Source organism: Geodermatophilus sp. URMC 62, assembly GCF_052931475.1.
Genome location: NZ_JBRFHY010000001.1, coordinates 3,257,783 through 3,284,290, shown reverse-complemented (window position 1 = coordinate 3,284,290; position 26,508 = coordinate 3,257,783). Strand labels below are relative to the sequence as shown.

The 26,508-nt window shown below is 76.5% G+C and carries 26 protein-coding genes and 1 pseudogene; 8 read left to right on the top strand and 19 right to left on the bottom strand.

Going from position 1 to position 26,508, the window contains the following annotated elements; all coding sequences use genetic code 11:
* Positions 1-2 precede the first annotated feature (2 nt).
* Positions 3-545, top strand: coding sequence for a Clp protease N-terminal domain-containing protein (locus ACU616_RS16045; RefSeq protein WP_446759439.1), 543 nt, complete (start codon positions 3-5; stop codon positions 543-545).
* Here the strand turns inward: ACU616_RS16045 and ACU616_RS16040 are convergent.
* From ACU616_RS16040 to lepA, 4 genes are all read right to left on the bottom strand, one after another.
* Positions 523-2,289, bottom strand: a complete 1,767-nt coding sequence (locus tag ACU616_RS16040; RefSeq protein WP_446759438.1) for an MFS transporter — start codon at positions 2,287-2,289, stop codon at positions 523-525. The two genes, ACU616_RS16045 and ACU616_RS16040, sit on opposite strands and share 23 nt — an antisense overlap.
* A complete protein-coding gene (locus ACU616_RS16035; RefSeq protein WP_446759437.1) occupies positions 2,258-2,959 on the bottom strand; it encodes an LppX_LprAFG lipoprotein in 702 nt (233 codons plus the stop codon). The genes ACU616_RS16040 and ACU616_RS16035 overlap by 32 nt, the downstream gene beginning before the upstream one ends.
* A 62-nt stretch (positions 2,960-3,021) precedes the next feature.
* Positions 3,022-3,687 carry an MOSC domain-containing protein gene (locus ACU616_RS16030; RefSeq protein ID WP_446759436.1) on the bottom strand — a complete coding sequence of 222 codons (666 nt, stop codon included), beginning with the start codon at positions 3,685-3,687 and terminating at the stop codon, positions 3,022-3,024.
* Positions 3,684-5,513, bottom strand: coding sequence for a translation elongation factor 4 (lepA, locus tag ACU616_RS16025; protein WP_446759435.1), 1,830 nt, complete (start codon positions 5,511-5,513; stop codon positions 3,684-3,686). Before lepA ends, ACU616_RS16030 begins: the two co-directional genes overlap by 4 nt.
* Before the next feature lie 175 nt (positions 5,514-5,688).
* Here lepA and rpsT point away from each other — a divergent pair, with 175 nt between their 5' ends.
* Entirely contained in the window at positions 5,689-5,949 is a 261-nt protein-coding gene (rpsT, locus tag ACU616_RS16020) for a 30S ribosomal protein S20 (protein WP_204693604.1), read from the top strand.
* A gap of 114 nt (positions 5,950-6,063) precedes the next feature.
* Here the strand turns inward: rpsT and holA are convergent, their stop codons facing one another.
* From holA to ACU616_RS15970, 10 genes and pseudogenes are all read right to left on the bottom strand, one after another.
* Positions 6,064-7,068, bottom strand: coding sequence for a DNA polymerase III subunit delta (holA, locus tag ACU616_RS16015; protein ID WP_446759434.1), 1,005 nt, complete (start codon positions 7,066-7,068; stop codon positions 6,064-6,066).
* A 403-nt stretch (positions 7,069-7,471) separates the two neighbouring features.
* A pseudogene (locus ACU616_RS16010) lies at positions 7,472-8,836 on the bottom strand (ComEC/Rec2 family competence protein); the annotation flags it as partial.
* Between the two features lie 689 nt (positions 8,837-9,525).
* Positions 9,526-10,497, bottom strand: coding sequence for a ComEA family DNA-binding protein (locus tag ACU616_RS16005; protein WP_446759433.1), 972 nt, complete (start codon positions 10,495-10,497; stop codon positions 9,526-9,528).
* A gap of 137 nt (positions 10,498-10,634) precedes the next feature.
* Positions 10,635-11,522 carry a DegV family protein gene (locus tag ACU616_RS16000; protein WP_446759432.1) on the bottom strand — a complete coding sequence of 296 codons (888 nt, stop codon included), beginning with the start codon at positions 11,520-11,522 and terminating at the stop codon, positions 10,635-10,637.
* Between the two features lie 68 nt (positions 11,523-11,590).
* Complete coding sequence (locus tag ACU616_RS15995) at positions 11,591-12,334, bottom strand: histidine phosphatase family protein (protein WP_446759431.1); 744 nt, start codon at positions 12,332-12,334, stop codon at positions 11,591-11,593.
* Entirely contained in the window at positions 12,331-12,945 is a 615-nt protein-coding gene (gene rsfS / locus ACU616_RS15990) for a ribosome silencing factor (RefSeq protein WP_446759430.1), read from the bottom strand. The genes ACU616_RS15995 and rsfS overlap by 4 nt, the downstream gene beginning before the upstream one ends.
* On the bottom strand, positions 12,942-13,658 hold the full coding sequence (nadD, locus tag ACU616_RS15985; protein WP_446759429.1) for a nicotinate-nucleotide adenylyltransferase: 717 nt from the start codon (positions 13,656-13,658) through the stop codon (positions 12,942-12,944). The genes rsfS and nadD overlap by 4 nt, the downstream gene beginning before the upstream one ends.
* 416 nt (positions 13,659-14,074) lie before the next feature.
* A complete protein-coding gene (locus ACU616_RS15980; protein WP_446759428.1) occupies positions 14,075-15,508 on the bottom strand; it encodes a vWA domain-containing protein in 1,434 nt (477 codons plus the stop codon).
* Positions 15,508-16,386, bottom strand: a complete 879-nt coding sequence (locus ACU616_RS15975; protein WP_446759427.1) for an AAA family ATPase — start codon at positions 16,384-16,386, stop codon at positions 15,508-15,510. The genes ACU616_RS15980 and ACU616_RS15975 overlap by 1 nt, the downstream gene beginning before the upstream one ends.
* A gap of 24 nt (positions 16,387-16,410) precedes the next feature.
* Positions 16,411-17,664, bottom strand: coding sequence for a glutamate-5-semialdehyde dehydrogenase (locus ACU616_RS15970; RefSeq protein ID WP_446759426.1), 1,254 nt, complete (start codon positions 17,662-17,664; stop codon positions 16,411-16,413).
* A gap of 65 nt (positions 17,665-17,729) precedes the next feature.
* On the opposite strand from ACU616_RS15970, the gene ACU616_RS15965 reads away from it, so the two are divergent.
* Genes ACU616_RS15965 through ACU616_RS15950 form a run of 4 tightly spaced genes read left to right on the top strand, consistent with a single transcriptional unit; the run spans position 17,730 to position 20,926 of the window.
* Complete coding sequence (locus ACU616_RS15965; RefSeq protein ID WP_446759425.1) at positions 17,730-18,683, top strand: metal ABC transporter substrate-binding protein; 954 nt, start codon at positions 17,730-17,732, stop codon at positions 18,681-18,683.
* Positions 18,680-19,504 (top strand): metal ABC transporter ATP-binding protein, encoded by an 825-nt coding sequence (locus ACU616_RS15960; protein WP_446759424.1) that lies wholly within the window; start codon positions 18,680-18,682, stop codon positions 19,502-19,504. Before ACU616_RS15965 ends, ACU616_RS15960 begins: the two co-directional genes overlap by 4 nt.
* Position 19,505: 1 nt before the next feature.
* Positions 19,506-20,516 carry a metal ABC transporter permease gene (locus tag ACU616_RS15955; RefSeq protein ID WP_446759423.1) on the top strand — a complete coding sequence of 337 codons (1,011 nt, stop codon included), beginning with the start codon at positions 19,506-19,508 and terminating at the stop codon, positions 20,514-20,516.
* Positions 20,513-20,926: a Fur family transcriptional regulator gene (locus tag ACU616_RS15950; RefSeq protein WP_446759422.1), complete on the top strand. Its 414-nt coding sequence runs from the start codon at positions 20,513-20,515 to the stop codon at positions 20,924-20,926. Before ACU616_RS15955 ends, ACU616_RS15950 begins: the two co-directional genes overlap by 4 nt.
* Here the strand turns inward: ACU616_RS15950 and ACU616_RS15945 are convergent.
* Complete coding sequence (locus tag ACU616_RS15945) at positions 20,917-21,363, bottom strand: MarR family winged helix-turn-helix transcriptional regulator (protein WP_446759421.1); 447 nt, start codon at positions 21,361-21,363, stop codon at positions 20,917-20,919. The genes ACU616_RS15950 and ACU616_RS15945 overlap by 10 nt on opposite strands.
* Positions 21,364-21,437: 74 nt before the next feature.
* Between ACU616_RS15945 and ACU616_RS15940 the strand changes: the two genes are divergently transcribed.
* Both ACU616_RS15940 and ACU616_RS15935 read left to right on the top strand, forming a co-directional pair.
* Positions 21,438-22,094: a maleylpyruvate isomerase family mycothiol-dependent enzyme gene (locus ACU616_RS15940; RefSeq protein ID WP_446759420.1), complete on the top strand. Its 657-nt coding sequence runs from the start codon at positions 21,438-21,440 to the stop codon at positions 22,092-22,094.
* Positions 22,091-22,393, top strand: coding sequence for a hypothetical protein (locus ACU616_RS15935; RefSeq protein ID WP_446759419.1), 303 nt, complete (start codon positions 22,091-22,093; stop codon positions 22,391-22,393). The genes ACU616_RS15940 and ACU616_RS15935 overlap by 4 nt, the downstream gene beginning before the upstream one ends.
* Positions 22,394-22,467: 74 nt before the next feature.
* Here the strand turns inward: ACU616_RS15935 and ACU616_RS15930 are convergent, their stop codons facing one another.
* The 4 genes from ACU616_RS15930 to obgE all read right to left on the bottom strand — a co-directional run bounded on the left by ACU616_RS15930 (position 22,468) and on the right by obgE (position 26,450).
* Entirely contained in the window at positions 22,468-23,247 is a 780-nt protein-coding gene (locus ACU616_RS15930; protein WP_446759418.1) for an isocitrate lyase/PEP mutase family protein, read from the bottom strand.
* Between the two features lie 68 nt (positions 23,248-23,315).
* A complete protein-coding gene (gene def / locus ACU616_RS15925) occupies positions 23,316-23,801 on the bottom strand; it encodes a peptide deformylase (RefSeq protein ID WP_446759417.1) in 486 nt (161 codons plus the stop codon).
* A gap of 13 nt (positions 23,802-23,814) precedes the next feature.
* A complete protein-coding gene (gene proB, locus ACU616_RS15920) occupies positions 23,815-24,936 on the bottom strand; it encodes a glutamate 5-kinase (protein WP_446759416.1) in 1,122 nt (373 codons plus the stop codon).
* A complete protein-coding gene (obgE, locus tag ACU616_RS15915; protein WP_446759415.1) occupies positions 24,933-26,450 on the bottom strand; it encodes a GTPase ObgE in 1,518 nt (505 codons plus the stop codon). The genes proB and obgE overlap by 4 nt, the downstream gene beginning before the upstream one ends.
* Positions 26,451-26,508: the final 58 nt, after the last annotated feature.

Here is a 26,508-nt window from a genome sequence, read left to right as displayed (position 1 = left end):
CCGTGTTTGAACGCTTCACACCCGACGCCCGGCAGGTCGTCGTCCTCGCCCAGGAGGAGGCCCGCGCCCTCCGGCACGGCCACGTCGGCACCGAGCACCTGCTGCTCGCCCTGCTCCGGCTGGACACCCCGACCGCCACCGTCCTGCGCCGGCACGGGCTCGAGCACGACGCGGTCGCCGAGGCGGTCACCGCCCACCTCGGCGGCGGGGACCTCGACGCCGAGGCGCTGCGCACCCTGGGCATCGACCTCGACGCCGTCCGGGACGCCGCCGAGGCCACCTTCGGGCCCGGCGCCCTGGACGCTCCGGGGCGCGGGCGGCAGCGCGACGACTCCGGGCACGTCCCGTTCACGTCCCGCGCGAGGAAGGTCCTGGAGCTCTCGCTGCGCGAGACCCTGGCGATGCGGTCCAAGCGCATCACCGACGGCCACCTCGTGCTCGGCTTGCTCCGCGAGGGCCAGGGGCTGGCCGCGAAGGTGCTGCACGACCGCGGGGTCGACCTGCCCGCCCTGCGCGCGGAGCTCAGGCTCCTGCTGGACTCCTGACCGGACTCCCGACCGCCCCACCGCGCAGCAGGACCAGCGCCGCGGTCGCCGCCAGCCCGGCGGCGACCGCGGCGCCGGCGAAGACGGTGTGCAGCTGGGTGAGCACGGCCGCGTCGGTGGCCGCCTCGTAGGCGGGGCAGTCGGCCGGGGACGCCGGGCAGAGGGTCAGCGGCGACCCGATCGCCGCGACCTCGGCGGTGAAGCGCCGCAGCGCGACGGCGGTCAGCAGCGAGAGCCCCACCAGCATCCCGACGGTCCGGGCGACGACGGCCAGCGCGCCGGCGCTGCCGTGCACCGCGGGCCGGGTGACCGCCAGCAGCACGGCGTTGACCGGCGCGATCGCCAGGCCGAAGCCCAGGCCGGCCGCGAGCAGGACGGCGGTGGAGGTCCAGGAGTCCAGCGAGGTCTCGCCCCAGCCGGTCATCGCCCACAGGGCGAGGCCGGCCAGCGCCATCCCGCCGGCGGCGACCAGCCGGGGCGGCACTCCGCGGCACAGCCACCCGCCGGCCACCGCGCCGACCGGGACGGCCACCAGCAGCCGCAGCAGCACCAGCGCCGCGCCGAGCTGGTCGCCGGGCGTCGTCGTGGCGCGGGCGAACAGCGGGACGTCGACCAGTGCGGCCACCAGCGCCACGCCGACGAGCAGGTTGACCACCAGCGCGCCCCACGCGCCGGCCGGACGCAGCTCGCGCAGCGGCAGCACCGGGTCGGGCGTGCGCCGCTCGTGCAGCCAGAAACCGGCGGCGGCCACGGCGGCCAGCGGCAGCAGCACCGGCCCGTGCGCCACGACCTGGGTGGCCGGGTCGGCCGCGGCGAAGGCCCACACCAGCGCGCCGAGCGCGGTGACGGCGAGCAGCGAGCCGAGGACGTCGACCTCGCGGGCCAGCCGCGGCAGCCCGCGCAGCGGCAGCACCGCGCCGTCGGGGTGGCCGGTGCTGCGCGCGACCAGGCCCAGGCCCGCGACGACGGCGACCAGCATCAGCGGCGTCGACGCGGCGACGCCGTCGGCCAGCGGCACCCAGGCCAGCCCGAGCGTGACGTCCTCGGCCAGCGCCGCGGGCTCGGCCAGCTGCAGTCCTGCGGCGGCGCCGGTGACCAGCAGCAGGACCAGGCCCACCGGGTCGGGGCGCCGGTCGCGGCCGGTGGCGACGACGCCCGCCGCCAGGGTCAGCCCGAGCAGCAGGTTGAGCCAGAAGACCGCGCGCCAGTCGCTGACCGCCAGCACCGCGGCGCCGGCCAGCGGGCCGAGCACCGCGCCGGCCTCCTGCACCGCGCCGACGACGCCCAGCGGCAGCGCCCGGCGCTCCGGCGGCCAACGGTCGGCGACCAGCGCGAGCGTGGCCGGCACCAGGCCCCCGGCGCCCACGCCCTGCAGCCCGCGGCCGGCGACGGCGGGGCCCAGGCCGGCCGCCGTCGCCGTCAGCAGCGACCCGACGGCGAACAGCAGCAGGCAGCCGACCAGCACCGGCACGCGGCCGCGGAGGTCGGCCAGCCGGCCCAGCAGCGGCAGCGTGGCGGTGTAGCCGAGCAGGAACCCGCCGACGATCGGCGTCGCCCGCTGCAGCTCGTCGATGCCGACACCCACCCCGGCGAGGATGTCGGGCAGCGCCAGGACGACGACGTAGGTGTCGGCCGCGGTGACCAGGACGGCCAGCGTGGCGAGGACGACCAGCGGCAGCCCGGGGACGGCGTGCCGCGGCGGCGCGGCCGGTTCAGCCGGCAGGCGGCGCGGTGATCTCGACATCGGCGCCGAACTCGCTGAGCTCGATCGTGAACGTGGCGTCCTGCCCGGCCGTGTAGAAGGGACCGGTCAGCTCGGCGCGGCGCAGCTCGCCGCTGTCGGTGGCCACGGAGAAGCGGGCCTGCACCGGCTGGGCCGGGTCCTCGCTGGTGAGCACCTGCTCGACCAGGTCCCCGGGCAGCTCGGCGCTCACCTCGCGCACCACCTCGCCGTCCACCCGGCGCTCCTCCCCCAGCTCGGCGGAGTCGGCCTCGGCCAGCAGCCGGGAGATGCCCGTGTCGGGGTCGAGCAGCGCGCCAGGGTCGCCGAAGCCGAACTGCGCGGGGTCGACGACGCTGTAGCCGGTGGTGAAGGGCAGCTGCGCGTAGACGGTGCCGTCGACCGAGACGACGGCGAGGTCGACCGGCGAGCCGGCGGCCAGCACCTGCAGCGTCCCCTGGAACGACGCGGGCCGGGCGACGTCGCCCTCGCCGCCGACCAGCTCGGTGCCGGTGGTGGGTGCGCCCTCGCTGGTGAGGACGAAGTGCAGGCTGCTGGCCTCGTCGAGCGTCGTCTCGGCCCGCGCCAGCAGCTGGTCGGCGGTCTCCGCCGGCTCGCCCCCGCCGCAGCCGGCCAGCAGCGGCACGGCGACCAGCACCCCGGTGACGAACCCGGCGGCACGGCGCAGCAGCATCGACCGACCTCCCCGTCGCACCGGTGCACCCGGCGCGACGGGACGGTAGCGCGCGCGGCGGCTCAGGCCGGGGCGCCGGTCCGCGCCGCCACCCGGGCGATGCGCTCGGCGATCTTCGGCTGGTCCTTGACCGGCAGGTGGTGGAGCGCCGGGGCGATCTCGGTGATCCGGTACCGCTGGGTCGTGGTGGCCCGGAACAGCCGGCCGGTGGTGACGCCGTGGTCGGGGCGGTGCACCACCTCGACGCGGTCACCGGCGCCGACGTCGCCGGTCTCGAGCACCCGCAGGTAGGCACCGGTGGCGCCGTGCGCGGTGAAGCGCCGGACCAGCTGCGGCACGCCCCAGAAGCGCTCGAAGTTCGCGCACGGGATGCGGCAGGCGGTGACCTCGAGCAGGGCCGTCCCCACGCGCCACCGCTCGCCGAGGACGGCGCCGGTGAGGTCGAGTCCCGTCGTCCGCAGGTTCTCCCCGAACCGGCCGGGCGGCAGCTCGCGGTCCAGCTCCGCGGCCCACCAGTCGGCGTCCTCCTGGGCGTAGGCGTACACCGCCTGGCCCTCGCCGCCGTGGTACTTGCGGTTGACCTGGACGTCGCCGTCGAGGCCCAGCTCCCCGACGGCGACCCGGCCGGCGACCGGGCGCTTGTCGATGCCGCTGCGGTTCGGACGGCGGTCGGGCAGCGGCAGCAGGTCCGAGCCGGAGACGCAGACGGCCAGCAGCCGGCCGGTCACTTCTTCGAGGCGGTGGACTCGGCGGTGGAGAGCGCGGCCACGAAGGCCTCCTGGGGGACCTCGACGCGGCCGACCATCTTCATCCGCTTCTTGCCCTCCTTCTGCTTCTCCAGCAGCTTGCGCTTGCGCGTGATGTCACCGCCGTAGCACTTGGCCAGCACGTCCTTGCGGATGGCGCGCACGGTCTCGCGGGCGATCACCCGCGAGCCGACGGCGGCCTGGATGGGCACCTCGAACTGCTGCCGCGGGATGAGCTCGCGCAGCTTGCCGGCCATCATCACGCCGTAGCTGTAGGCCTTGTCCTTGTGCACGATCGCGCTGAACGCGTCGACGGCCTCGCCCTGCAGCAGGATGTCGACCTTGACCAGCTGCGACTCCTGCTCACCGGCCTCGGCGTAGTCCAGCGACGCGTAGCCGCGGGTGCGCGACTTCAGCGCGTCGAAGAAGTCGAAGATGATCTCGCCGAGCGGCAGCGTGTAGCGCAGCTCGACGCGGGACTCGCTCAGGTAGTCCATGCCGCCGAGCTGGCCGCGGCGGCTCTGGCACAGCTCCATGATCGCGCCGGTGTAGTCGGTCGGGGCGATGATCGTGGCGTTGACGACCGGCTCGTAGACGGCGCCGATCTTGCCCGCGGGCCAGTCGCTGGGGTTGGTCACCGTGATCTCGGAGCCGTCCTCCATGACCACCCGGTAGACGACGTTGGGCGCGGTGGAGATGAGGCTGATGCCCGCCTCGCGCTCCAGGCGCTCGCGGACGATCTCCAGGTGCAGCAGGCCGAGGAAGCCGACGCGGAACCCGAAGCCCAGCGCGGCCGACGTCTCCGGCTCGTAGGTCAGCGCGGCGTCGTTGAGCAGCAGCTTGTCCAGCGCCTCGCGCAGCAGCGGGTACTCGCTGCCGTCGATCGGATAGAGGCCGGAGTAGACCATCGGCTTGGGGTCGCTGTACCCGCCGATCGGCTCGGCGGCCGGCTTGTGCTGCAGCGTGACGGTGTCGCCGACGCGGGACTGGCGGACGTCCTTCACACCGGTGATGAAGTAGCCGACCTCGCCGACGCCGAGGCCGTCGACCGGCTTGGGCTCCGGGGAGATCACGCCGATCTCGAGCAGCTCGTGGGTGGCGCCGGTCGACATCATCCTGATGCGCTCGCGGCTGGAGATGCGCCCGTCGACGACGCGCACGTAGGTGATGACGCCGCGGTAGATGTCGTAGACGCTGTCGAAGATCATGGCGCGGGCCGGGGCCTCGGCGTCGCCCTCCGGGGCGGGGATCTGGGCCACGATCGCGTCGAGCAGTTCGGGCACGCCCTCGCCGGTCTTGCCGCTGACGCGCAGGACGTCGGTGGGGTCGCAGCCGATGATGTGCGCGATCTCCGCGGCGTACTTCTCGGGCTGGGCGGCCGGCAGGTCGATCTTGTTGAGGACCGGGATGATCGTGAGGTCGTTCTCCAGGGCCAGGTAGAGGTTGGCCAGGGTCTGCGCCTCGATGCCCTGCGCGGCGTCGACGAGCAGGACCGCGCCCTCGCAGGCGGCCAGCGACCGGGACACCTCGTAGGTGAAGTCGACGTGGCCGGGGGTGTCGATCATGTCGAGGACGTACTCGGCGTCCCCCACCGTCCACGGCAGCCGCACGTTCTGCGCCTTGATGGTGATGCCGCGCTCGCGCTCGATGTCCATCCGGTCGAGGTACTGCGCGCGCATCTGCCGCGCCTCGATGATCCCGGTGACCTCGAGCATCCGGTCGGCCAGCGTCGACTTGCCGTGGTCGATGTGGGCGATGATGCAGAAGTTCCGGATCCGGGCGGGATCGGTGGCAGCGGGAGTCGTCACAGTGCCGCCATCGTCCCACGAGGTGCCGTCTGCGCGGAGCACCGTGCCCGGAGGGCTCCTGCCGACCGGGGTGGGACGCGGCGCGGCGCGCTGGTAACCTGGCAGGCCGGTCCGCTGACGCACGCCGTCCGGACGCACTGACAGACTCCCTCCTGCGAGACACCGAGGCTCACGCGTGGCGAACATCAAGTCCCAGATCAAGCGGAACAAGACGAACGAGAAGGCGCGCCAGCGCAACGTCGCCGTCAAGTCCGCCCTGAAGACGGCCGTCCGCCGCTTCCGCGAGGCCGCCGCCTCCGGGGACACCGCGGCCGCGACGACGGCGCTGGCCCACGCCACCAAGGCGCTGGACAAGGCCGCCAGCAAGGGCATCATCCACAAGAACCAGGCCGCCAACCGCAAGTCGGGCATGGCCAAGCAGCTGACCAGCCTCTGAGCTGCGTCCCGGCGCTCCCGGCGAGCCCCGTCCCCCCGTGGGGACGGGGCTCGCCGCGTCTGTCGTCCCTGTCCGGGTCCCCGCCGGCCGGCGGGGACCGGCGCCGGGCCGGTGTCAGCGGCCGGCGCGGGTGCGGGCGGCGCGGCCGGTGACCGCGCGGATGGCGACGATGCGCCGGACCGCCCGCTCGAGGGCGTAGTCGGCGCTGGCCGCCGCGCCCTTGACGTCGGCGTTGAGCTCGGCGGCGACCCCGATCGCCTGCTGCAGGCCCTCGATGCTCCAGCCGCGGGCCTGCGACTGGGCCTTCTTCACCTTCCACGGCGGCAGCTTCAGCGCGCGGGCGAGCTCCCCGGTGTTGCTCGTGTTCAGCGAGGTGACCCGGGCGGCGGTGCGGATGCCGTCGGCGATGGCGTCGGCGATGAGCACGTGCGCGACGCCGCGGTCCAGGGCCCAGCGCAGCATCTCCAGTGACCCGGTGCGGTCGCCGACCAGCACGCGCTCGGCGACGGTGAAGCCGGTGACCTCCGCCTGCCCGCGGTGGAAGCGGGCGACGGCCTCGTCGTCGATGACGCCGCCGAAGTCGGCGACCAGCTGGGTGGCCGCCGAGGACAGCGCCCGCAGGTCGGCCCCGACGGCGTCGACGAGTGCGGTGACCGCCTCGGGCGTGATCCGCCCGCCGGCCGCGCGCACCTCGTTGCGGACGAAGGCCGCCCGGTCCCCCGGCGAGGAGATCCTGGCGCACTCGTCGACGGCGGCGCCCGCGGCGGTGAGGGTCTTGAGCAGGGCGTCGTTGCGCTTGCCGCCGTGGTGGACGACGACCAGCGTCAGCTCGGGGTCGGGGTCCTGCACGTAGCCGGTCAGCGCGTCGACCAGTGCCCCGGCGGCCTCGTGCACGCCGGTGACGACGACGAGGCGGTGCTCGCCGAACAGCGAGGGCGCCAGCACGTCGGCCAGCTGCCCGACCGGCAGGCCGAGGGCGGCGAGCTCGTGCACCTCGGCGTCGGGGTGCCGCTGGAGGACCGCGGCCCGCACGGCGGCCACGGCGCGGGAGCGCAGCAGCTCCTCCTCGCCGACGACGGCCCGCAGCCGGGAGGTCGGTGCCGGGGGTGCCGCTGCCACGGGGCGATGGTGTCACGCCGGGGTGACGACACCGCCGCGCTGCCGGGCGGCGCGCGACGCGGGCTGCGCGGGCGCCGTCGACGTTCCCGGCGGCGGGCTGCCCGCTCCCCTCCGGTGCCGGTCCGGCCGCGGAGCCGGAGGCAGCGCCGCGGACCGCGACGCCCCAGTCCCCGGCCGACCCGACGACGGCCAGGTCGCCCTCGCGGTCGGTGCGGTGCACCTGCACGCCGTCCCGGGCCAGCTCCGCCAGCAGCCGCGGCGCAGGGTGCCCGTAGGTGTTGTCGGCGCCGACGGAGACCAGCGCGACGCGGGCCCCGGAGGCGGCGAGGAAGGCCGGGTCGGCGTCGGCGCTGCCGTGGTGCGGGACCTTGAGCACGTCGGCGCGCAGGTCGACGCCGCGGGCGAGGATGCGCGCCTCGGCGGTGGCGCCCAGGTCACCGGTGAGGAGCACGCGCACGCCGCGCTGGGTGACCCGCACGACCAGCGACAGGTCGTTGGCCGCCGCGGCCGCGGTGGCGATCTCCGGCGGTGGGGCGAGGACCTCCAGCTGCGCGGTCCCGACGACCTGCCGGTCCCCGGGTCGCAGCACCTCCCGCCGTGCCCCGGCGCGGGCGGCTGCGCGGTCCAGGCCGGGCGCCCGCTCGTCGGCCGGCGACAGCGTGCCGGTGGCGACCACCCCCACCCGCCTGCCGTCGAGCGCGCCGGCCAGCCCGCCGGCGTGGTCGGCGTCGAGGTGCGAGAGCAACACCAGCGGCAGCCGGTCGACGCCCAGCCGGTCGAGGCAGCGGTCGACCGGGCCGACCTCGGGGCCGGCGTCGACCAGGACCGCCGCCCCCGGACCGGTCGGCACCACCAGGGCGTCACCCTGCCCGACGTCGCACGCCACCAGCACCGCCTGCGCCGGCGGCCACCCGTCGGCGACCTGGCGCAGCGGCCAGCCGAGCACCAGCAGCCCGAGCAGGGCGGCCAGCCCGAGGACGCGCAGCCGCCGGTGCCGCCACAGCAACCACCCCGCGACCAGGAGCAGGAGGGTGAGCAGCAGCGCGCCCCGGGTGCCGGCGGGCCACCCGGTGGCACCGTCGGGGAGGGCGGCGGCCGACCGGGCCACGACGACCAGCCACCGCACCGGCCAGCCGGCCAGCCACACGAGGGCGTCCGCGGCCGGGGGCAGGAGCGGGCCGGTGAGCGTCCCGAGCAGTCCGAGCACCGTCGCGGGGGCCACGGCCGGTGCGGCGAGCAGGTTGGCCGGCAGGGACACCGGGCTGACCAGACCGGACAGGCCGGCGACCAGCGGCGCGGTGGCCAGGCCGGCGGCGGCGGCCACGGCGACCGCGTCGGCGAGCACGCGGGGCCAGCGCCGTGCCCGCAGGCGCGCGGACCAGCCGGGTGCGAGCAGCACGATGGCCGCCGTCGCGACGACCGAGAGGGCGAAGCCGGCGTCCCGGGCGAGACCGGGGTCGAGCAGCAGCAGCACGACCACGGCGGCACACAGCGCCGGGACCGCCGCCCTCGCCCGGCCCGAGGCGAGGGCCAGCAGCGTCACCGCGCCCATCACGGCCGCCCGCAGGACGCTGGGTTCCGGCCGGGCGAGCACCACGAAGCCGGCCAGGCCCAGCGCCGCCACGACCGCCTGCACCCGGCGGTCGACCGCCCGCCGCCGCAGCGGCGCGAGCACGCCGGTCAGGATGATCGCCACGTTGGCGCCGGAGACGGCCGTGAGGTGCGTCAGGCCGGCACGGCGGAAGTCCTCCTGCAGGACCGGGTCCATCCCCCGGGTGTCCCCCACCACCAGGCCGGGCAGGAGCCCGCCGGCCGGGCCGCCGACGACGCGCTCGCTCGAGGCGGCGAGCCCGTCGCGCAGCCCGCCCGCGGCGCGCTGCACCCACGGCGGCCGGCCGAGCGGCTCGGGAGGACCGCGCGCCGAGAGCCGCGCGACGACCCCCTCGCTCGCCGGCGCCGCCGCGACGGCGGCCCTCGTCCGGACCGGCTGCCCGGGCACCACGTCGGCCCAGTCCTCGGCGGCCGCGAACAGCACCACGTCGGCAGTGAGGTCGACGGCGCGCGCCCCGTCGTCCAGGCCGGTGACGGTGGCGTCGAGGACCACCCGGGGTGGTCCGGCTCCCCGGACGCGCCGCGGGTCGCCGGTGACCTCCAGGACGACCTCGACGGTGCGGCCGGCCGCGACCTCGGTCAGCGGGGAGGAGGCGCGGGCGGCCCCGCGCACCGCCGTCACGGTCGCGGTGGTGGCCAGCGCGGCGAGCACCGCCAGCAGCACGAGCGCTCCGGCGCGGGAGCGGTGCCGCACGGCGGCCGCCGCGACGAGCACGGCCGCGCCCGCACCCCCGGCGAGGACCGGTGGGGGCAGCACCCCGCCGGCGAGGGTGACCGCCCAGACGGTGGCGGCGACCGGGACGAGGCGGAGGTCCAGCCAGGTCCAGCGGCCCTCGGGCGGTCCGCTCACACGCGCACCAGGGCGGCGAGCTCGGCGTAGATGGCCGGACCGATGCCCGGGACGTCGTCGAGCTGCTCGACGCTGGTGAACCGGCCGTGCTCACTGCGGTGGTCGACGATGCGCTGGGCGAGCACGGGGCCGATGCCGGGCAGGGCGTCGAGGTCGGCGACGGTGGCCGTGTTGAGGTCCACGGGCCCGGCCGCGGCGCCTCCGCCGCCCGCCGCGGACGCCGGTGCGGCCGCGGCTCCCGGCACCCCGACGGCGACCTGCTGGCCGTCGGTCACGAGCGCGGCGAGGTTGACCGACGCGGGATCGGCCTCGGGCAGCAGTCCACCGGCGGCGGCCACGGCGTCGGCCACGCGTGCACCCTCGGGGAGGGTGACCAGGCCGGGGGCGACCACCAGCCCGACGACCGAGACGACGACGGTCGCCCGGGCCCCCGCCGCCTCGCCGACCGCCGGGGACGGCGTGGCCGCCGCGGCTGCCGCGTCGCCGGTCGGGACGTCGCCGGCCGCGGCCGTTCCCCCGGCCGGGGCTCCGGTCTGCGCGGCCGGCGGCGCCGGCTGGACGGTGGGCCGGTCCAGCCAGGTCCACCCGGCGACGGCCAGCGCGGCCAGGAGACCGGCGACCCACAGCGACCAGCTCCCCCGGCGACCCGGGTCGACCCGCACCGTCCGCTCCGGCGCCCGGTGGCGGCCCAGACCGTGCGGCAGCCGGTCCCGCGGGTCGTCGTCGAGGTCGTCGTCGAGGCCTTCGTGCGGGTCGTCGTCGCGCGGGTCGTCAGCGGGCGGGTCGTCGGCGGGGACCGAGGTGCCGGGCGCCCCGCGGCGGAGCAGGACCACGCCGGTGGCGGGTGCGGCCTCGAGCTCGTCGTCGGCGGGCAGCCACCCGGAGGACCGCCGCCCCTCGTCGAGCAGCACCCGCAGGCGGGCGCGGATGACGTCGGCATCGTCGTCACGGCGGGAGGTCAGGCGCACCCGGCGGACGCTAGGGAGCCCCGCCTCGCCGTGGCCCGCCGCGTGGGGAGCTGTGGACGGCCGGGTCCCCTGTGGACGCCGGGACCCGCCCCGTCGGCAGGGGCGGCAGGCTGCCTCCCGCGTCCTGTGTTCCCCGGTCAGTCCTCCTGCGGCTGCGCGTCCTCGCCCGGCTCGGCGGCAGGGGCCGGCGCGACGACGACGCCCACGGCGCCGGGCCCCACGTGCGCGCCGATGACGGCACCGAGCTCGCTCACGTGCAGCTCGCGGATGCCGGGGACGGCCTGCTGGAGGTCGGTGCCCAGCTTCTCCGCGCGCTGGGCCGCCGCCAGGTGGTGCACCGCGACCGAGGCGCCCGGCCCGCCGGCGACCTCCACCGCCAGCTGCACGAGCCGGGACAGCGCCCGACCCGACGTGCGGACCCGCTCCAGGGGGACGACCCGGCCGTCGGCCACGTGCAGCACGGGCTTGACGGCGAGCGCGGTGCCCAGCAGGGAGGCGGCCGAGCCGATCCGCCCGCCCCGGCGGAGGTGCTCGAGGGTGTCGACGACGAAGAAGGTGCGGGTCCGCGCCGCGGTGGCCTCGGCGACCGCGGCGGCCTCGGCGGCGCCGGCGCCCTCCGCGGCGGCGCGCGCGGCGGCCAGCACGGCGAAGCCGGTGCCCATGGCCGTCGATCGGGAGTCGACGACGGTGACCACGTGCTCGCCCACCTGGGCGGCCGCCAGGCGGGCCGCGTCCCAGGTGCCCGACAGCTCGGCGGAGAGGTGCACCGAGACCACCCGGTCGGCGCCGGCCGCCAGCAGGCGGCGGTAGGCGGCGACGAAGTCACCGGGGGTCGGGCGCGAGGTCGACACCTTCTGGCCGCGGGTGGACAGTGCCCGGGCGACGTCCGCCGGGGTGATGTCCTCGCCCTCCCGGCCGGAGTGCCCGGCGAGGACGACGTAGCAGGGCACCACCTCGATGCCGTAGCGCGCCACCACGTCGGGAGGGAGGTAGGCCGTGGAGTCGGTGACCACGGCGACGGACACCCGAGGAGGCTCGCCCGCGCCACCGGGACCGACGGCCTCCGCACCCGGCGGCCGCTGTGGACCGCCTCTCACGCGACCGCGTCGGCGTCCTGCGTCGCCGCGGGTGCGCCCTCCTCCACGGTGGCCCCGGCCTCGGCGCGGCCGGGGCGTCCCTCCAGGGCGGGGCCGGGGAGGGGCACCGCGGTGACGGCGCAGTTGTGCCGCATGAGCCGCCAGCGGGCGCCCTGCCGGGCGAGCTCGCTCCAGCCGCAGTTGCCCAGCGGCCCGAACACCCGGCGGTGCTCCGGTCCGAGCTCCAGCAGCGCCTCCATGAGCCGTCCACCGGTCCCGCCGTGGGTGACCACCACGGCGACGTCGGCCGGCGGGAGGTCCGAGAGGGCGGCGAGGGCGCGCTCGGCGACGGCCGGGGCGTCCTCCCCGCCGCGGCCCTCGACCGGGCGGCCGGCGAGCCAGTCGGCGTACTGCTCGGGGTGGCGGGCGGCGACCTCCTCGCGGGTGAGCCCCTCCCAGGAGCCCAGGCCGTGCTCGCGCAGCCGTTCATCGAGGAGGAGGGGCACCCCGAGCAGCGCCGTGAGCGCCGTCGCGGTGTCGGCGGCGCGCACCAGGTCGCTGGAGACGACGACCGTGGTCTCCGGGGTGAGCCCGCCGGCCACCAGGTGCGGTGCGGTGCGGGCGGCCTGGGCGCGGCCTTCGGGGTCCAGTGGCGGGTCCAGCTGGCCCTGGAAGCGGCCGGTGGCGTTCCACTCGGTCCGCCCGTGCCGCCAGACGACGAGGTGGCGCACCGGCAGGTCGGGCACGGCCGCGGCCGTCACCGGCCGGTCGCCTCCGGGTCCCCGGAGCCGTCCTGGAACGCGTCGTCCTGCAGCGGGCCGTCCTGCAGCGGGTCGTCCTGGAGCAGGTCGTCGTCGGCGAGCTCGTCCTCGGTGCGCGGCTCGCCGGCGGCACCGCCGGACGCCTCGTCGGGGTCCGGGCGCAGCGGCACGGGGTCGGAGCTGCCGGGGTCGACGTCGTCGGCCGACAGCGTGCCGCGGCCGTCACCGGCAGCCGCGGCGGCCGGAGGAGCGGCGCGGTCGACGAAGGGGATGGTCGGGCAGTCCTTCCAGAGCCGCTCGAGGGCGTAGTAGGCGCGCTCCTCGGCGTGCTGCACGTGGACGACGACGTCGACGAAGTCCAGCAGCACCCAACGGGCCTCGGCGACGCCCTCGCGCCGCACCGGCTTGACCCCGTGCCGGCGCAGCCGCTCCTCGACCTCGTCGACGATCGCCTGCACCTGGCGCTCGTTGGGAGCGGCGGCGAGCACGAACGCGTCGGTGATCGCCAGCCGCTCGCTGACGTCGACGATCGAGACGTCGGTGGCGAGCTTGTCGGCAGCGGCCTGGGCCGCGAGCAGCGCGGTCTCCCGCGCCTCGGCCGAGGCGGTCATCGGGGCACCTCCTGCAGGTGGGTGGGCGGTGGATCGGCGGGGTCGGCGTCGGTCGCCGACGTCCCGGGCGGGCGGTCGTAGGCGGGCCGGTCCCCACGGGGGCCGCCGGTGCGCCGGGTGCCGGGCCGGGCGCGGTAGAGGCCCCGCTTCTCGATGTACTGCACCACCCCGTCGGGGACGAGGTACCAGACCGGCATCCCGCGGGCCACGCGGTCGCGGCAGTCGCTGGAGCTGATGGCCAGCGCCGGGACCTCGACCAGGCTCACCGACCCCTCGGGCAGGTGTCCGTCGGCCAGCGTGTACCCGGGCCGGGTGACGCCCACGAAGTGCGCCAGGCGGAGGAACCGGTCGCTGTCGCGCCAGCTGAGGATCTGGGCGAGGGCATCGGCGCCGGTGATGAAGAACAGCTCGGCGTCGGGGCGCTGGGAGTGCAGGTCGGTGAGGGTGTCGATGGTGTAGGTCGGGCCGTCGCGGTCGACGTCGACGCGGCTGACGGAGAACCGGGGGTTGGAAGCGGTGGCGATGACGGTCATGAGGTAGCGGTCCTCAGGGGGACTGACCGCGCGCTCGGTCTTCTGCCACGGCTGGCCGGTGGGCACGAAGACGACCTCGTCGAGCTCGAAGAGCCCGGCGACCTCGCTGGCCGCGACCAGGTGCCCGTGGTGGATGGGGTCGAAGGTCCCACCCATCACACCGATCCGGCTGCCAGCCACCGACCGAGCCTAGCCGGGCGGCCACGGCCCGGCCCGCGAGGACCCGTCGGGCCGGCGACCATCGACGTCGGGGCCCGGCCGGCGACCGCCGACGCCTGGGCGGCCGGTGTGCCGGTGACCGGCCGGTCTGGTGGCCGGGTGCAGGTCGTCGCCCCACCCGGCCACCGGGATCCCGGCCGGTCGCGACCGGCGCCCCCGTGCCGTCGGTCGCGCACGCGCCCGCAGCCCGGCCCGGAGGAGGCCGGGCCGGGCCCGGGCGCGACCGGGTCCGTGCTGGTCAACGAGGTGGGGCGGCACCGGATACGCCCGGCGGCCGGGAAGTGGGCCGCGGGCGTGTCGCAAGGCGTCGGCGCACCGGACAGCGCCAGGCGCGCCAGGTGCCGAGGGTGACCCGAGGGAGCTCCGGTCCGGGCGGCTCAGAGCGTGGTGACGAACTCGGCCAGCTGCGTGGCGTTGCGGCACTCGACCATGTCGACGACCTCGCCGTAGCGGTCGGCCGCGGAGTCGCCGCTGCCCCACAGCCGCCGCGGCTCGGGGTTGAGCCAGTGCGCCGAGCGGGCGCGGCGCACCAGGTCACCGAGCACCGGCAGCCCCGGCTGGCGGTAGTTGGTCCGCCCGTCGCCGAGGACCAGCAGCGACGTCTTGGGCCCGACCGCCGTCGGCCAGCGGTCGGCGAACACCTCGAACGCGTTGCCGTAGTCGCTGTGCCCGTCGAAGGCCACGACGTCGGCCTCGCGGCCGATCCGCGCCACGGCGTCGGAGACGTCGGCGCCGGGCCGGAAGAAGCGGGTCACCTCGTCGGTCGAGTCGACGAACGCGAACGCCCGGACGCCGGAGAAGTGCTCGCGCAGCGCCTGGGTCAGCATCAGCGTGAAGTGGCTGAACCCGGCCACCGACCCGCTGACGTCGCAGAGCACCACCAGCTCCGGCTTGTGCACCTTGCGCGGCCGGTGGTGGGTCACCACCGGCACCCCGCCGGTGCCGAGGGAGGCCCGGACGGTGCGGCGGAAGTCCAGCCGCCCGACCCGCCCCATCCGCCGCCGCGCCGAGAGCCGGGCGGCCAGCCGGCGGGCCAGCGGCGCCACCGTCCGCCGCAGCTCGGCGAGGTCGGCCTGCTGCGCCCGCAGGAAGTCGACCTGCTCGGCCAGCGGCCGCACGGCGCTCCTGGCCACCCGCTCGCGACCGCGCTCGGCCGCCGCCCGGCGGCGCACCTCGGCGTCGACCGCGGCCCGGAAGGCGGCCAGCCGCTCGCGCACCGTCTGCCGGGCCACCTGCTCGGCCAGCCCGCCGCGGCCGGAGTCCCCGAGCAGGCCGGCCAGCAGCTGCGCGACCAGCGTGTCCGGCGACAGCGCGCGCATCACCCGGTAGCCGAAGTAGGACTGCCCGGAGGGCGAGGCCGGGGCGCGGCCCAGCTGCTCGACCGCCTGCCGGGCGAGGCGTCGCACCGCCTCGTCGTCGCCGTCGAGCAGCAGCCGGGCCAGCTCCGCGCGCATCCGCTCGGCGAGGTCCCGCTCGTCGCCGTCCCCCGAGCCGTCGGGCAGGTCCAGCGTCAGGCCGTCGTCCCCGGGCTCCCCGTCGGCGTCCGACGGCGCGGCCGCCGGGCGGTCCGACAGCGGCCACCACAGGTCGAACAGCACGTCGTAGGCCGGGCGCTGCGAGGCCCGCTGCAGCAGCACCGCGGCCAGCCCGTGCCGCAGCTGCTCGCGGTCGAGCAGGTCGACGACGGTGAGGATCTCCGCGGCGTCGACGGCCTGGCTGATCCCCACCGGGATGCCGGCCCCGCGCACCGCCCGCACGAACCCGTCGAGGTGGCCGGCCAGCCCGCCGTGGGCGATCGACGGCGCGGTCATCAGTTGAGCCGCAGCTCGGCCGCGGCGCGGTCCTGGTCGCTGGCGTGCTTGAGCACCACGCCCAGCGTCGAGCGCACCGCGGTCTCGTCGAGGGTGTCCAGGCCCAGCTCGAGCAGGGTCTGCGCCCAGTCGAGGGTCTCCGAGATCGACGGCGACTTCTTCAGCTCCATCGCCCGCAGCGCCCGGATGGTGCGCACCAGCTGCTCGGCCAGCCCCGGCGCGAGGTCGGGCACCCGGGAGAGCACGATCTCCCGCTCCCGCTCGGCGGAGGGGTAGTCCAGCGACAGGTACAGGCAGCGCCGCTTGAGCGCCTCGGACAGCTCACGGGTGGCGTTGGACGTCAGCACCACCGTGGGACGGCGGGTCGCGGTGATCGTGCCGAGCTCGGGGATGGTCACCTGGAAGTCGCTGAGCACCTCCAGCAGCAGCCCCTCGACCTCGACGTCGGCCTTGTCGGTCTCGTCGATGAGCAGCACGGTCGGATCGGTGCGCCGAATCGCGGTCAGCAGCGGGCGGGAGAGCAGGAACTCCTCGCCGAAGACGTCGTCGTGCACGGTGGACCAGTCGGCGCCGTCGGCGGCCTGGATGCGCAGCAGCTGCTTCTTGTAGTTCCACTCGTAGAGCGCCCGCGCCTCGTCGAGGCCCTCGTAGCACTGCAGCCGGATCAGCTCCGACCCGGTCGCGGCCGCCAGCGCCTTGGCCAGCTCGGTCTTGCCCGTACCGGCCGGCCCCTCGACCAACAGCGGCTTGCCCAGACGGTCGGCGAGGAAGACCGTCGTCGCGATCTGGGCGTCGGGCAGGTACCCGGCGGTGGCCAGCCGCTTGCCGACGTCGGCGACCGAGGAGAACTGGGGCATCTGCGACGGCGGGCGGGGCATGCGGCTCCTCAAGGGGACCGGGGGTCAGCGCGTGTGGCCGTTCCCCGTGACGACGTAGGTGGTGCTGGTCAGCTCCGGCAGGCCCAGCGGCCCGCGGGCGTGCAGCTTCTGGGTGGAGATGCCGATCTCGGCGCCGAAGCCGAACTCGCCGCCGTCGGTGAACCGGGTCGAGGCGTTGACCAGGACGGCGGCGGCGTCGACGCCGGCGGTGAACGCGGCGATCGCGGTCGCGGAGTCGGCCACGATCGCCTCGCTGTGCCCGCTCCCCCACCGCGCGATGTGGTCCAGCGCGGCCGGCAGGTCGTCGACGACGCGCACGGCCATATCCATCGACAGGTACTCGGTGGCCCAGTCCTCGTCGGTCGCCGGGACGACGGCGTCGTGCGCGGCGCGGGCGGTGTCGTCGCCGTGCAGCGTCACCCCGGCGTCGGCGAGGGCGGTGAGCAGCCGAGACAGGAACGGCACGTCGCGGTGCACGAGCAGCGTCTCGGCGGAGTTGCAGACGCTGACCCGGTGGGTCTTGGAGTTGAGCACGACCGCCTCGGCCATCGCGGCGTCGGCGGAGGCGTCGACGTAGACGTGGCAGTTGCCGACACCGGTCTCGATCACCGGCACCTGCGCCTCGCGGACCACCCGCTGGATCAGCGAGGCGCCGCCGCGCGGGATCACCAGGTCGACGTGCCCGCGGGCCGACAGCAGCTCGCCCACCGAGGCGCGCTCGGCCGGCAGCAGCTCGACCGACCCCTCCGGCAGCCCGGCCTTGGCCCCGGCCTCGGCCAGGACGGCGACCAGCGCGGCGTTGGTGCGGTAGGCCGACGCCGAGCCGCGCAGCAGCGCCGCGTTGCCGCTCTTGAGGCACAGGCCCGCGGCGTCGACGGTCACGTTGGGCCGGGCCTCGTAGACGATGCCGACCACGCCGAAGGGCACCCGGACCTGGCGCAGCTCCAGCCCGTTGGGCAGCCGGGAGCCGCGGACGACGTCGCCGACCGGGTCCGGCAGCGCGACCAGCTCGCGCAGCGCGGCGGCCACCCCGGCCACCCGCCCGGCGTCCAGGCGCAGCCGGTCGACCACCGACGCCGGTGTCCCGTCGGCCTCGGCGGCCCGCACGTCGAGCGCGTTGGCGGCCAGCACCTCGTCGGTGCGCTCGACCAGCGCGTCGGCCATCGCGGTGAGCGCGGCGTCCTTGACGTCGGTCGGCAGCGTGCGCAGCACGCGGGAGGCGGTGCGGGCACGCGCGGCGGCGGCCCCGATCAGCGGGAGCTCGACGACGTCGGACACGCACCGCAGGGTACGCGCCGACCTCCCGCGCCGAGCAGGTCGCGGACTGTGTGAGAATGGTTCTCATGAGCACCAGCGCCCGGCGGACCGCCGCGCTCACCACCGCGTCCGCGCTCCTGCTCGCCGGCTGCGGGTCCTCGGGCGGTGGTGCGCAGGCTGCCGACGGTGTGGACGTCGTCGCCGCCTTCTACCCGCTGCAGTGGGCCGCCGAGCGCGTCGGCGGCGACCGCGTCGACGTCACCTCCCTGACCCCGCCCGGCGCCGAGCCGCACGACCTGGAGCTGACCCCGCAGGACGTCGCCGCGCTGAGCGGGACCGACCTGCTCGTCTACCTCGAGGGGTTCCAGCCCGCGCTCGACGACGCCGCCGCCGAGGCCGGGGACGCCGCCTGGGACGCCGGGCAGGCCGCCGACCTGACGCCGGCCGCGGACGAGCACGCCGACGACCACGCCGACGACCACGCCGACGACCACGGGGACGGCGACGGGGACGGCGAGGCCGTCGACCCGCACTTCTGGTTGGACCCGACCCGGCTGGCCGACGTCGGCGACGCCCTGGCCGACCGGCTGGGCGACGTCGACCCCGACGGCGCGGCCACCTACGAGCGGAACGCCGCCGCGCTGCGCGGCGACCTCGAGGCGCTCGACGCCGAGATGGAGCAGGGCCTGGCCGACTGCGCCGTCCGCACGGTGGTCACCGGCCACGACGCCTTCGGGTACCTCGCCGACCGCTACGGTCTGGAGGTGGTCGGCGTCACCGGCCTGAGCCCGTCCGCGGAGCCCAGCGCCGCCCAGCTCGCCGAGATCTCCGCGCTGGTCCGCGAGCGGGGCGTGACCACCGTCTACACCGAGACCCTCGCCGACCCCGCCGTCGCCGAGACCGTGGCCCGGGAGGCCGGGGTGCAGACCGCCGTCCTCGACCCGATCGAGGGCCTGACCGACCAGTCGGCCGGGGCGGACTACCTCGAGGTCATGCGCGCCGACCTGGCGACGCTGCGGGCGGGCCAGGCCTGCGCGTGACCGGCCGCGGGACCGACGACACGGCGCTGCGGCTGCAGCACGCGACGATCGGCTACGGCGACGTCGCGATCGTGCGGGACACCGACCTGACCGTCCGGCGCGGCGAGGCGGTCGCCGTGCTCGGCGCCAACGGGTCGGGCAAGACCACCCTCTCCCGCGGGCTGCTCGGCCTGGCCACCGTCCTCGACGGCACCGTCGAGGTGCTCGGCGCCCCGGTGGGCCGGCTGCGCGAGCGCGGCCGGGTCGGATACGTGCCGCAGCGGCACACGATCAGCGGCGCCATGCCGGCCACCGTGCGCGAGGTGGTCGGCGTCGGCCGGCTGGCCCGGCTGGGGCTGTTCCGCCGGCTCGGCGCGCGCGACCGGGCCGCCGTCGCCGACGCGGCCGCCGCCGTGGGCCTCGCCGACCGGCTGGAGGACCCGGTCGCGTCGCTGTCGGGGGGCCAGCAGCGCCGGGTGCTCGTCGCCCGCGCCCTCGCCGCCGAGCCCGAGCTGCTGGTCATGGACGAACCGACCGCCGGCGTCGACGCGGCCAGCCAGGAGGCGCTGGCCACGGTGCTGGCCGGGGTGTCGGCGGCCGGGACGACACTCGTCGTCGTGACCCACGAGACCGGTCCGCTCGCCGGCGTCCTCCCCCGCGCGGTGGTCGTCGACTCCGGCCGCCTCGCCTATGACGGCCCGCTCGCCGGCGCCGAGGCCCTCGCCGGCACCGGCGGGCACCACCACCCCGGCGAGGACGAGGGACCGGCGGTCCCCGGGTACCGCCTCGACCAGCCGCGCCCGGCGCCCGACGCCGTCCGCGTGCGCGACGGGAGCCGCTGACGTGGAACTGCTGCAGTACGGCTTCATGCAGCGGGCGTTGCTGGCCTCGCTGATGGTCGGCCTGGCCGCCCCCGCGGTCGGGGTCTTCCTCGTGCAGCGCCGGCTGTCGCTGCTCGGTGACGGGCTCGGCCACGTCGCGCTGACCGGCGTCGCGATCGGGATCCTCACCTCCACCGCCCCGGTGGGCACGGCGCTGGTGGCCGCCGTGCTCGGCGCGGTGCTCATCGAGCTGGTCCGCGCCCGCGGGCGCACCAGCGGCGACGTCGCCCTCGCCGTCCTGTTCTACGGCGGCATCGCCGGCGGCGTGGTGCTGCTGTCGCTCGCGCCCCGCGGGCAGGCGACCAACCTCGACGCCTACCTCTTCGGCGCGATCACCACGACGACGGCGGCCGACGTGGCGGTCTTCGCCGTCATCACGGGGGTCGTGGTGGCGGTCGTGTGGCTGCTCGGCTCGCGGCTCTACGCCGTCAGCGACGACGAGGAGTACGCCCGCGCCGTCGGCCTGCCGGTGCTGCCGCTCAACGTGGTGCTCGCCGCGCTGGTCGCCGCGACCGTCGTCCTGTCGATGCGGGTCGTGGGCCTGCTGCTGATCAGCGCGCTGATGATCCTGCCCAGCGCGGTCGCGCAGCTGGTGGGCCGCAGCTTCCGCCGGACCCTCTACCTGGCCTGCGCGATCGGCGTGGTGGTCAGCGTCTCGGGCACGGCGGCCTCCTACTACACCGGCACGCCCTCGGGCGGCACGATCGTGCTGCTGGCGATCGCGCTGTTCCTCCTCGTCACCACGGTCGTGGCCGCGCGCGAGGCGACCGCGCGGCGGCGGCACGGCCGCCGGGTGCAGGTGCACGCCGCCCACCCGCACGAGCACGGCGAGGGCTGCGGGCACCGGACCGTGCCGCACGGCGACCACGTCGACTACGACCACGACGGCCACCTGCACGCGCCGCACCGGACCGGCAGCGGCGTGCACTACGACGAGCACACCGGACACCCCGTGACGACGGAGCGCCCGTGAGCACCCCGGCCGAGGTCCCCGCCCGCCGGCAGACCCGCCAGCGGACGGCGGTGCTGGCGCTGCTCGACGAGCTCGACGGCTTCCGCACCGCCCAGGAGCTGCACGCGCTGCTGCGCGAGCGCGGCGACGCCGTCGGCCTGGCCACCGTCTACCGGGCGCTGCAGGCCCTGGTCGACGACGGCCTGGTCGACGTCCTGCGCAGCGAGGTCGGCGAGGCCGCCTACCGGCGCTGCTCGCCGGTGCACCACCACCACCTGGTCTGCCGCTCCTGCGGCCGCACGGTGGAGGTGGCCGACCCACCGGTGGAGCGCTGGGCCGCCCGGGTGGCCGCCGAGCACGGCTTCGCCGACGTCCAGCACCAGCTCGAGGTCTTCGGCACCTGCGCGGCCTGCGCCGCCCTTCAGCGGTAGGGGTCGGTGATCTCGCGCAGCCGGGTGAGCGCCGCCCGCAGCTGCGCGGTCGCCTCCTCCCCCAGGTGTGCGGTCCACTCCGCCTCCACCTCGGTCTCGACCCGGCGGGCGATCGCCACCACCTCCAGCCCGCGCGGGGCCATCTGCACCAGCCGGGCCCGGGCGTCGGTGGGGTCGGGCACGCGGCGCACGTAGCCGGCGCGCTCGAGCTGGTCGACGAGGTGGCCGGCGGTCTGCTTGGTGACCAGCGCCTGCGCGGCCAGGTCGGTCAGCCGGGTGCCCTGCGGGCCGATCCGGGCGGCGATGCGGCCCTGGGCGAGGGTGATGTCGTCGAACCTCGCCTCGGCCAGCGCCGCCAGGAGCCGGGCCTCCATGGCGCGGTGCGGGTAGAAGCACAGCAGCCCGAGGTTCTGCCGCTCGCCGTCCGGCTCGGCCACACGACCCCCTTGACGATGGTCAGCTCTTCTGACTAGATGGTCAGATCATCGTACCAACTCAGGGGGAGGTCGCCGTGGACCTCGACGACGTCTGGCGCAGCACCGACTCGGAGCGGGCGGGCCTGGCCGATCTCGTCGACGACCTCTCCCCCGCCGAGTGGGAGACGCCGTCGCTGTGCGCCGGCTGGCGGGTGCGCGACGTGGCCGCCCACCTGACCCAGGCGCACATGGGCGTGTGGGACGCGACGGTGGCCGCCGTCCGGGCACGGGGCAGCTTCGACCGGATGATCCGGGACTCCGCGCTGCGCATCGGCCCGCTGCCGCGGCAGGAGGTCAGCCGCCGGCTCCGGGCGATGGTCGGCTCGCGGCGGCGGGCGCCGTTCCTCAGCCCGGTCGAGCCGCTCCTCGACGTCCTGGTCCACGGGCAGGACATCGCCGTCCCGCTGGGGCGGGAGCGGCCGGTGCCGCCGGTCCCCGCGGCGGTGGCGGCGCGGCGGGCCTGGGAGATGGGCTTCCCGTTCCGGGCGCGCACGCGGCTGGCCGGCCTGCAGCTGCGGGCCACCGACGGCGACCTGGTGCTGGGCGAGGGCGCACCGGTCGAGGGCACCACCGGCGACCTGCTGCTGCTGGTCACCGGCCGCACCGCCACGGTGCACCGGCTCTCCGGTGCGGGCGTGCGACGGCTGCCGGCGGCGGAGGGCCGCCGGGAGGGATCGAGGAGGACGACATGACCCTGGGCGTGGTGTTCGACGTGGCCGCACCGGTGGAGACCTACGACGCCGTGCACGCGGCGCTGCTCCGGCGGACCGGGACGGACGTCGACGGCCTGTTGCTGCACCTGGCCCGGCAGACCGCCGAGGGGGTCCAGGTGACCGAGGTGTGGGAGTCGCGCGAGCAGTTCGAGCGCGGGACCCGGGAGGTCGTCGGGCCGGTGGTCGCGGAGGTCCTGGGCGGGCAGGCGCCGGCGTCGGTGGTCACCGAGTTCGAGGTCCGCGGCCTGGTGCTCCCGCGGGCCGGCGTCGCCGTGTAGGGACGTGCTGGAACGGCCCCCTCGCAGGGTCCCGCTCCGAGCCCGCGAGGAGCGGGGGGCGAGGGGGGCCTTCGTCAGTTCAAGGCGCGGGTGCCGGCCGGCAGGGTGCCGCCGCCGACCATCTCGACGACGGCGTCCTGCAGCGCGGTGAGCGCGACCCGCTGGGTGAACGGGCCGGTGGACACCCGGGCGACGCCGAGCTCCTGCATCTCCCGTGCGGGCAGCGAGGCGCCGGGGACGCTGATCAGCGTCAGCCTGCCGCGGCCGAGGCCCTCGACCAGCGCCTCGACCTCCTCGCGGGCCACCACGCCGGGCACGAACACGACCGGCGCCCCGGCCTCCAGGTAGGCCTGCCCGCGGCGGACCGCCTCGGCGAGCACCTCGCCGCGGTCGGCGTCACCGGCGCGGACGAAGGCGTCGGTGCGCGCGTTGAGCACGAAGTCGACGCCGGCGTCGCGGCCGGCGCGCAGCACGGCCTCCACCGCGGCGACGGCCTCGTCCAGCGGCTTCATCTGGTCCTCGAGGTTGCCGCCGACGACGCCCTGCTCGATGGCCCGCCGGGCGGTCTCGCCGGCGTCGCCGTAGCCGGCCTCCATGTCCATGCTCACCGGCAGGTCCACGGCGGCGGCGATCCGGCCGACCATGTCCAGGTGCAGGTCGAGCGGGATGTTCTCGCCGTCCTCGTAGCCGAAGGTCGAGGCGATGCCGTGGCTGGCGGTGGCCAGGGCGCGGACGCCGTCGGTGGCGGCGACCACCTGGGCGGAGACGACGTCCCAGACGTTGGTCAGGACGAGGATCTCCGGGGCGGTGTGCAGGCCGAGGAGGGTGCGGGCGCGGGTGGCGAGGTCGGTCACGGCAGCGACCGTAAGGCCTCGTCCGGAGGCTCGCCCGAGCTCGCGAGGGATGAGCAGGACGAGGTCCTTCAGCAGCGGTCGCGCAGCGCGCGCAGGGCGGTCTTGCGGGCCTCGCCGGTGAGCCGGTCGAGGAAGACCTTGCCGTCGAGGTGGTCGACCTCGTGCTGCAGGCAGCGCGCCATGAGCCCGCTGCCCTCGACCCGGATCGGCTCCCCGTGGACGTCGAACCCCTCGACGACGGCGTGCATCGCCCGCACGGTGGGCGCCCACAGCCCGGGCACCGACAGGCAGCCCTCGTCGCCGTCCTGGGTCTCCTCGGACAGCGCGGTGAGCGTCGGGTTGACCACGTGCCCGATGACGCCGTCGACGTTGTAGGAGAACACCCGCGCGCCGACGCCGATCTGCGGCGCGGCCAGGCCGGCCCGGCCGGGGTGGTCGACGGTCTCCACCAGGTCGCGCACGAGGGCGGCCAGCTCCCGGTCGAAGGCGCGCACCGCGTCGGCGGGGGTGCGCAGGACCGGGTCTCCGAGTTCGCGGATGGGGCGGATCGTCACGCCGTGCAGTCTCTCAGCCCAGGGACGGGCGCCTCACCAGCACCATCTCGTCGCGGTGCACGATCTCCCGCTGGTACTCCGGGTCCAGCTCGCCGGTCCGGCGGCCGAGCAGGGGCGGCAGCTCCCGGGCGTCGTAGGCGACCAGACCGCGGGCCACCACGACCCCGTCGGGCCCGACCAGCTCCACCGGGTCGTCGGCGAGGAACTCCCCCGCCACCCCGGTGATCCCGGCGGCCAGCAGGGAGGCCCCGCGCTCGCGCAGCGCCCGGACGGCGCCGTCGTCGAGCACCAGCCGGCCGCGGGGGCGGGTGGCGAAGCGCAGCCAGAACTGCCGGGTGCGCGGCCGGGGGCCCATGACGGCGAAGCAGGTGCCCACCGTCTCGCCGGCCAGCGCGGCGGCCGCCTGCGCGGTGGAGGTGACGACGACGGGGACGCCGGCGTGCGCCGCGATCAGCGCGGCCTCGACCTTGGTGGCCATGCCGCCGGTGCCCACGCCGTTGCGCCGGGCGGTGCCCAGGCTGATCTCGCCGAGGTCGGCGGGGTCGCGCACAGTGTCCAGCATCCGGGCGGGCCCCCGGCGCGGGTCGCCGTCGTAGACGCCGTCGACGTCGGAGAGCAGCAGCAGCGCGTCGGCCCGGGCGACGTGGGCGACCAGCGCGGCGAGCCGGTCGTTGTCGCCGAAGCGGATCTCCTCGGTGGCGACCGTGTCGTTCTCGTTGACGATCGGCAGCGCGCCGAGGGTGAGCAGCCGCTGCAGCGTCTGGCGGGCGTTGCGGTAGTGGCTGCGGCGGGTGAGGTCGTCGGCGGTCAGGAGCACCTGGCCCACGGTGATGCCGTGCCGGTCGAAGGCGTCGGCGTAGGTCTGCACCAGCCGCAGCTGGCCGACGCTGGCCGCGGCCTGCGCGGTCGCGAGATCCCGCGGCCGGCCCTCGACGCCGAGCGGGGCCAGGCCCGCGGCGATCGCACCGGAGGACACCAGCACCACCTCGCGGCCCTGGGCGCGCACCGCGGCCAGCACGTCGACCAGCGCGGTCAGCCGGGCGGCGTCGAGACCGCCGGGCAGCGTGGTCAGCGACGAGGAGCCGACCTTGACCACCACCCGGCCGGCGCCGGCGACCTCGGCGCGGGCGCTCACGCGTCGTCCCCCGCAGGCAGCTCCTCGTCGGTCAGGTCGTCGTCGGTCCAGGTCTCGGTGAGCTCGTAGGGCACCCGGCGGGCCTTCTTGGCCGCCAGCCGCTCGGCGGCGCGCACCCGGTGCGGGGCGTCGATGCGGCTGTCGGTGCCGCGGCCGCCGAGGCCGGCGGTCTCCTCGGCGACCGGGGTGCCGGCGGGCAGGGTGGGCTGGAAGTCGAACGCGACGTCGCCGATGACGACGGTGTCGCCCTCCTGCGCGTCCTGCCGGAGCAGCTCCTCCTCGACGCCGAGGCGGTTGAGCCGGTCGGCGAGGTAGCCGACGGCCTCGTCGTTGGTGAAGTCGGTCTGCCGCACCCAGCGCTCGGGCTTGACCCCGCGGACGACGAAGGTCCCCTCGTCCTCGGGGTCCCGGGCGACCGTGAACCCGGAGTCGTCGACCGCGCGGGGCGTGAGGGTGACGCGGGCGGCCTCCGGCGACGGCAGCGACGCGCGGTACTCGGCGACGGCGGCCGCCAGCGCGTACCCGAGCGCGGCCAGGCCCTCCCCCGTCGCGGCGCTGACCGGGAACACCTGCAGCCCGCGGTCCTCCAGCGCCGGCCGCACGAGGTCGACCAGCTCCCGGCCGTCCGGGACGTCGATCTTGTTGAGGACGGCGAAGCGCAGCCGGCCGACCAGGTCCAGCTCCTCGCCGCCGGCCGCGCTCTCGGAGTACCGGGCCAGCTCGTGCGTGAGGGCGTCGATGTCGGTCTCGGGGTCGCGGCCGGGCTCGAGCGTGGCCATGTCGACGACGTGCACCAGCACCGCGCAGCGCTCGACGTGGCGGAGGAACTGCAGCCCCAGCCCCTTGCCGGCCGAGGCGCCGGGGATCAACCCGGGGACGTCGGCCATGGTGAAGACGACGTCGCCGGCCTGGACCACGCCGAGGTTGGGCACCAGCGTGGTGAACGGGTAGTCGGCGATCTTGGGCCGGGCCGCCGACATGGCCGCGATGAGCGAGGACTTGCCGGCCGAGGGGAAGCCGACCAGGCCGACGTCGGCGACGCTCTTGAGCTCCAGCACCGCGTCGAAGGCCTCGCCGGGCTCGCCGAGCAGCGCGAAGCCGGGCGCCTTGCGGCGGGGGTTGGCCAGCGCGGCGTTGCCCAGGCCGCCCTTGCCGCCGGAGGCCAGCACCACGCGGGTGCCCGCGCCGACGAGGTCGGCGATGACCCGGCCGTCGGGGGTGCTCACCACCGTGCCCGCGGGCACGCGCAGGACGCGCTCCTCGCCGCGGGCGCCGTGCCGGTTGCTGCCGGCGCCCGGGCGGCCGTTGCCGGCCTTCTGGTGCGGGTGGTGGTGGAAGTCCAGGAGGGTGTGGACGCTGGGGTCCACCTCGAGGACGACGTCGCCGCCGTCCCCGCCGTTGCCGCCGTCGGGGCCGCCGAGGGGCTTGTACTTCTCGCGGTGCACGGACGACACGCCGTGACCGCCGTTGCCCGCGGCGACGTGCACGACGACGCGGTCGACGAACGCGGCCATCTCTGCTCTACCTGCTCACTGCCTGCTCAACGCCGACGAGCGCACGGGCCGGCCGGCC

Excerpts from the sequence above, each read along its gene's own strand:
- ACU616_RS16040 (WP_446759438.1), bottom strand. The coding sequence starts at position 2,289 with ATGTCGAGATCACCGCGCCGCCTGCCGGCTGAACCGGCCGCGCCGCCG.
- ACU616_RS16035 (WP_446759437.1), bottom strand. The coding sequence starts at position 2,959 with ATGCTGCTGCGCCGTGCCGCCGGGTTCGTCACCGGGGTGCTGGTCGCC.
- rsfS (WP_446759430.1), bottom strand. The coding sequence starts at position 12,945 with ATGACCGCCTCGGCCGAGGCGCGGGAGACCGCGCTGCTCGCGGCCCAG.
- ACU616_RS15980 (WP_446759428.1), bottom strand. The coding sequence starts at position 15,508 with ATGACCGCGCCGTCGATCGCCCACGGCGGGCTGGCCGGCCACCTCGAC.
- ACU616_RS15975 (WP_446759427.1), bottom strand. The coding sequence starts at position 16,386 with ATGCCCCGCCCGCCGTCGCAGATGCCCCAGTTCTCCTCGGTCGCCGAC.
- ACU616_RS15965 (WP_446759425.1), top strand. The coding sequence starts at position 17,730 with ATGAGCACCAGCGCCCGGCGGACCGCCGCGCTCACCACCGCGTCCGCG.
- ACU616_RS15935 (WP_446759419.1), top strand. The coding sequence starts at position 22,091 with ATGACCCTGGGCGTGGTGTTCGACGTGGCCGCACCGGTGGAGACCTAC.
- obgE (WP_446759415.1), bottom strand. The coding sequence starts at position 26,450 with ATGGCCGCGTTCGTCGACCGCGTCGTCGTGCACGTCGCCGCGGGCAAC.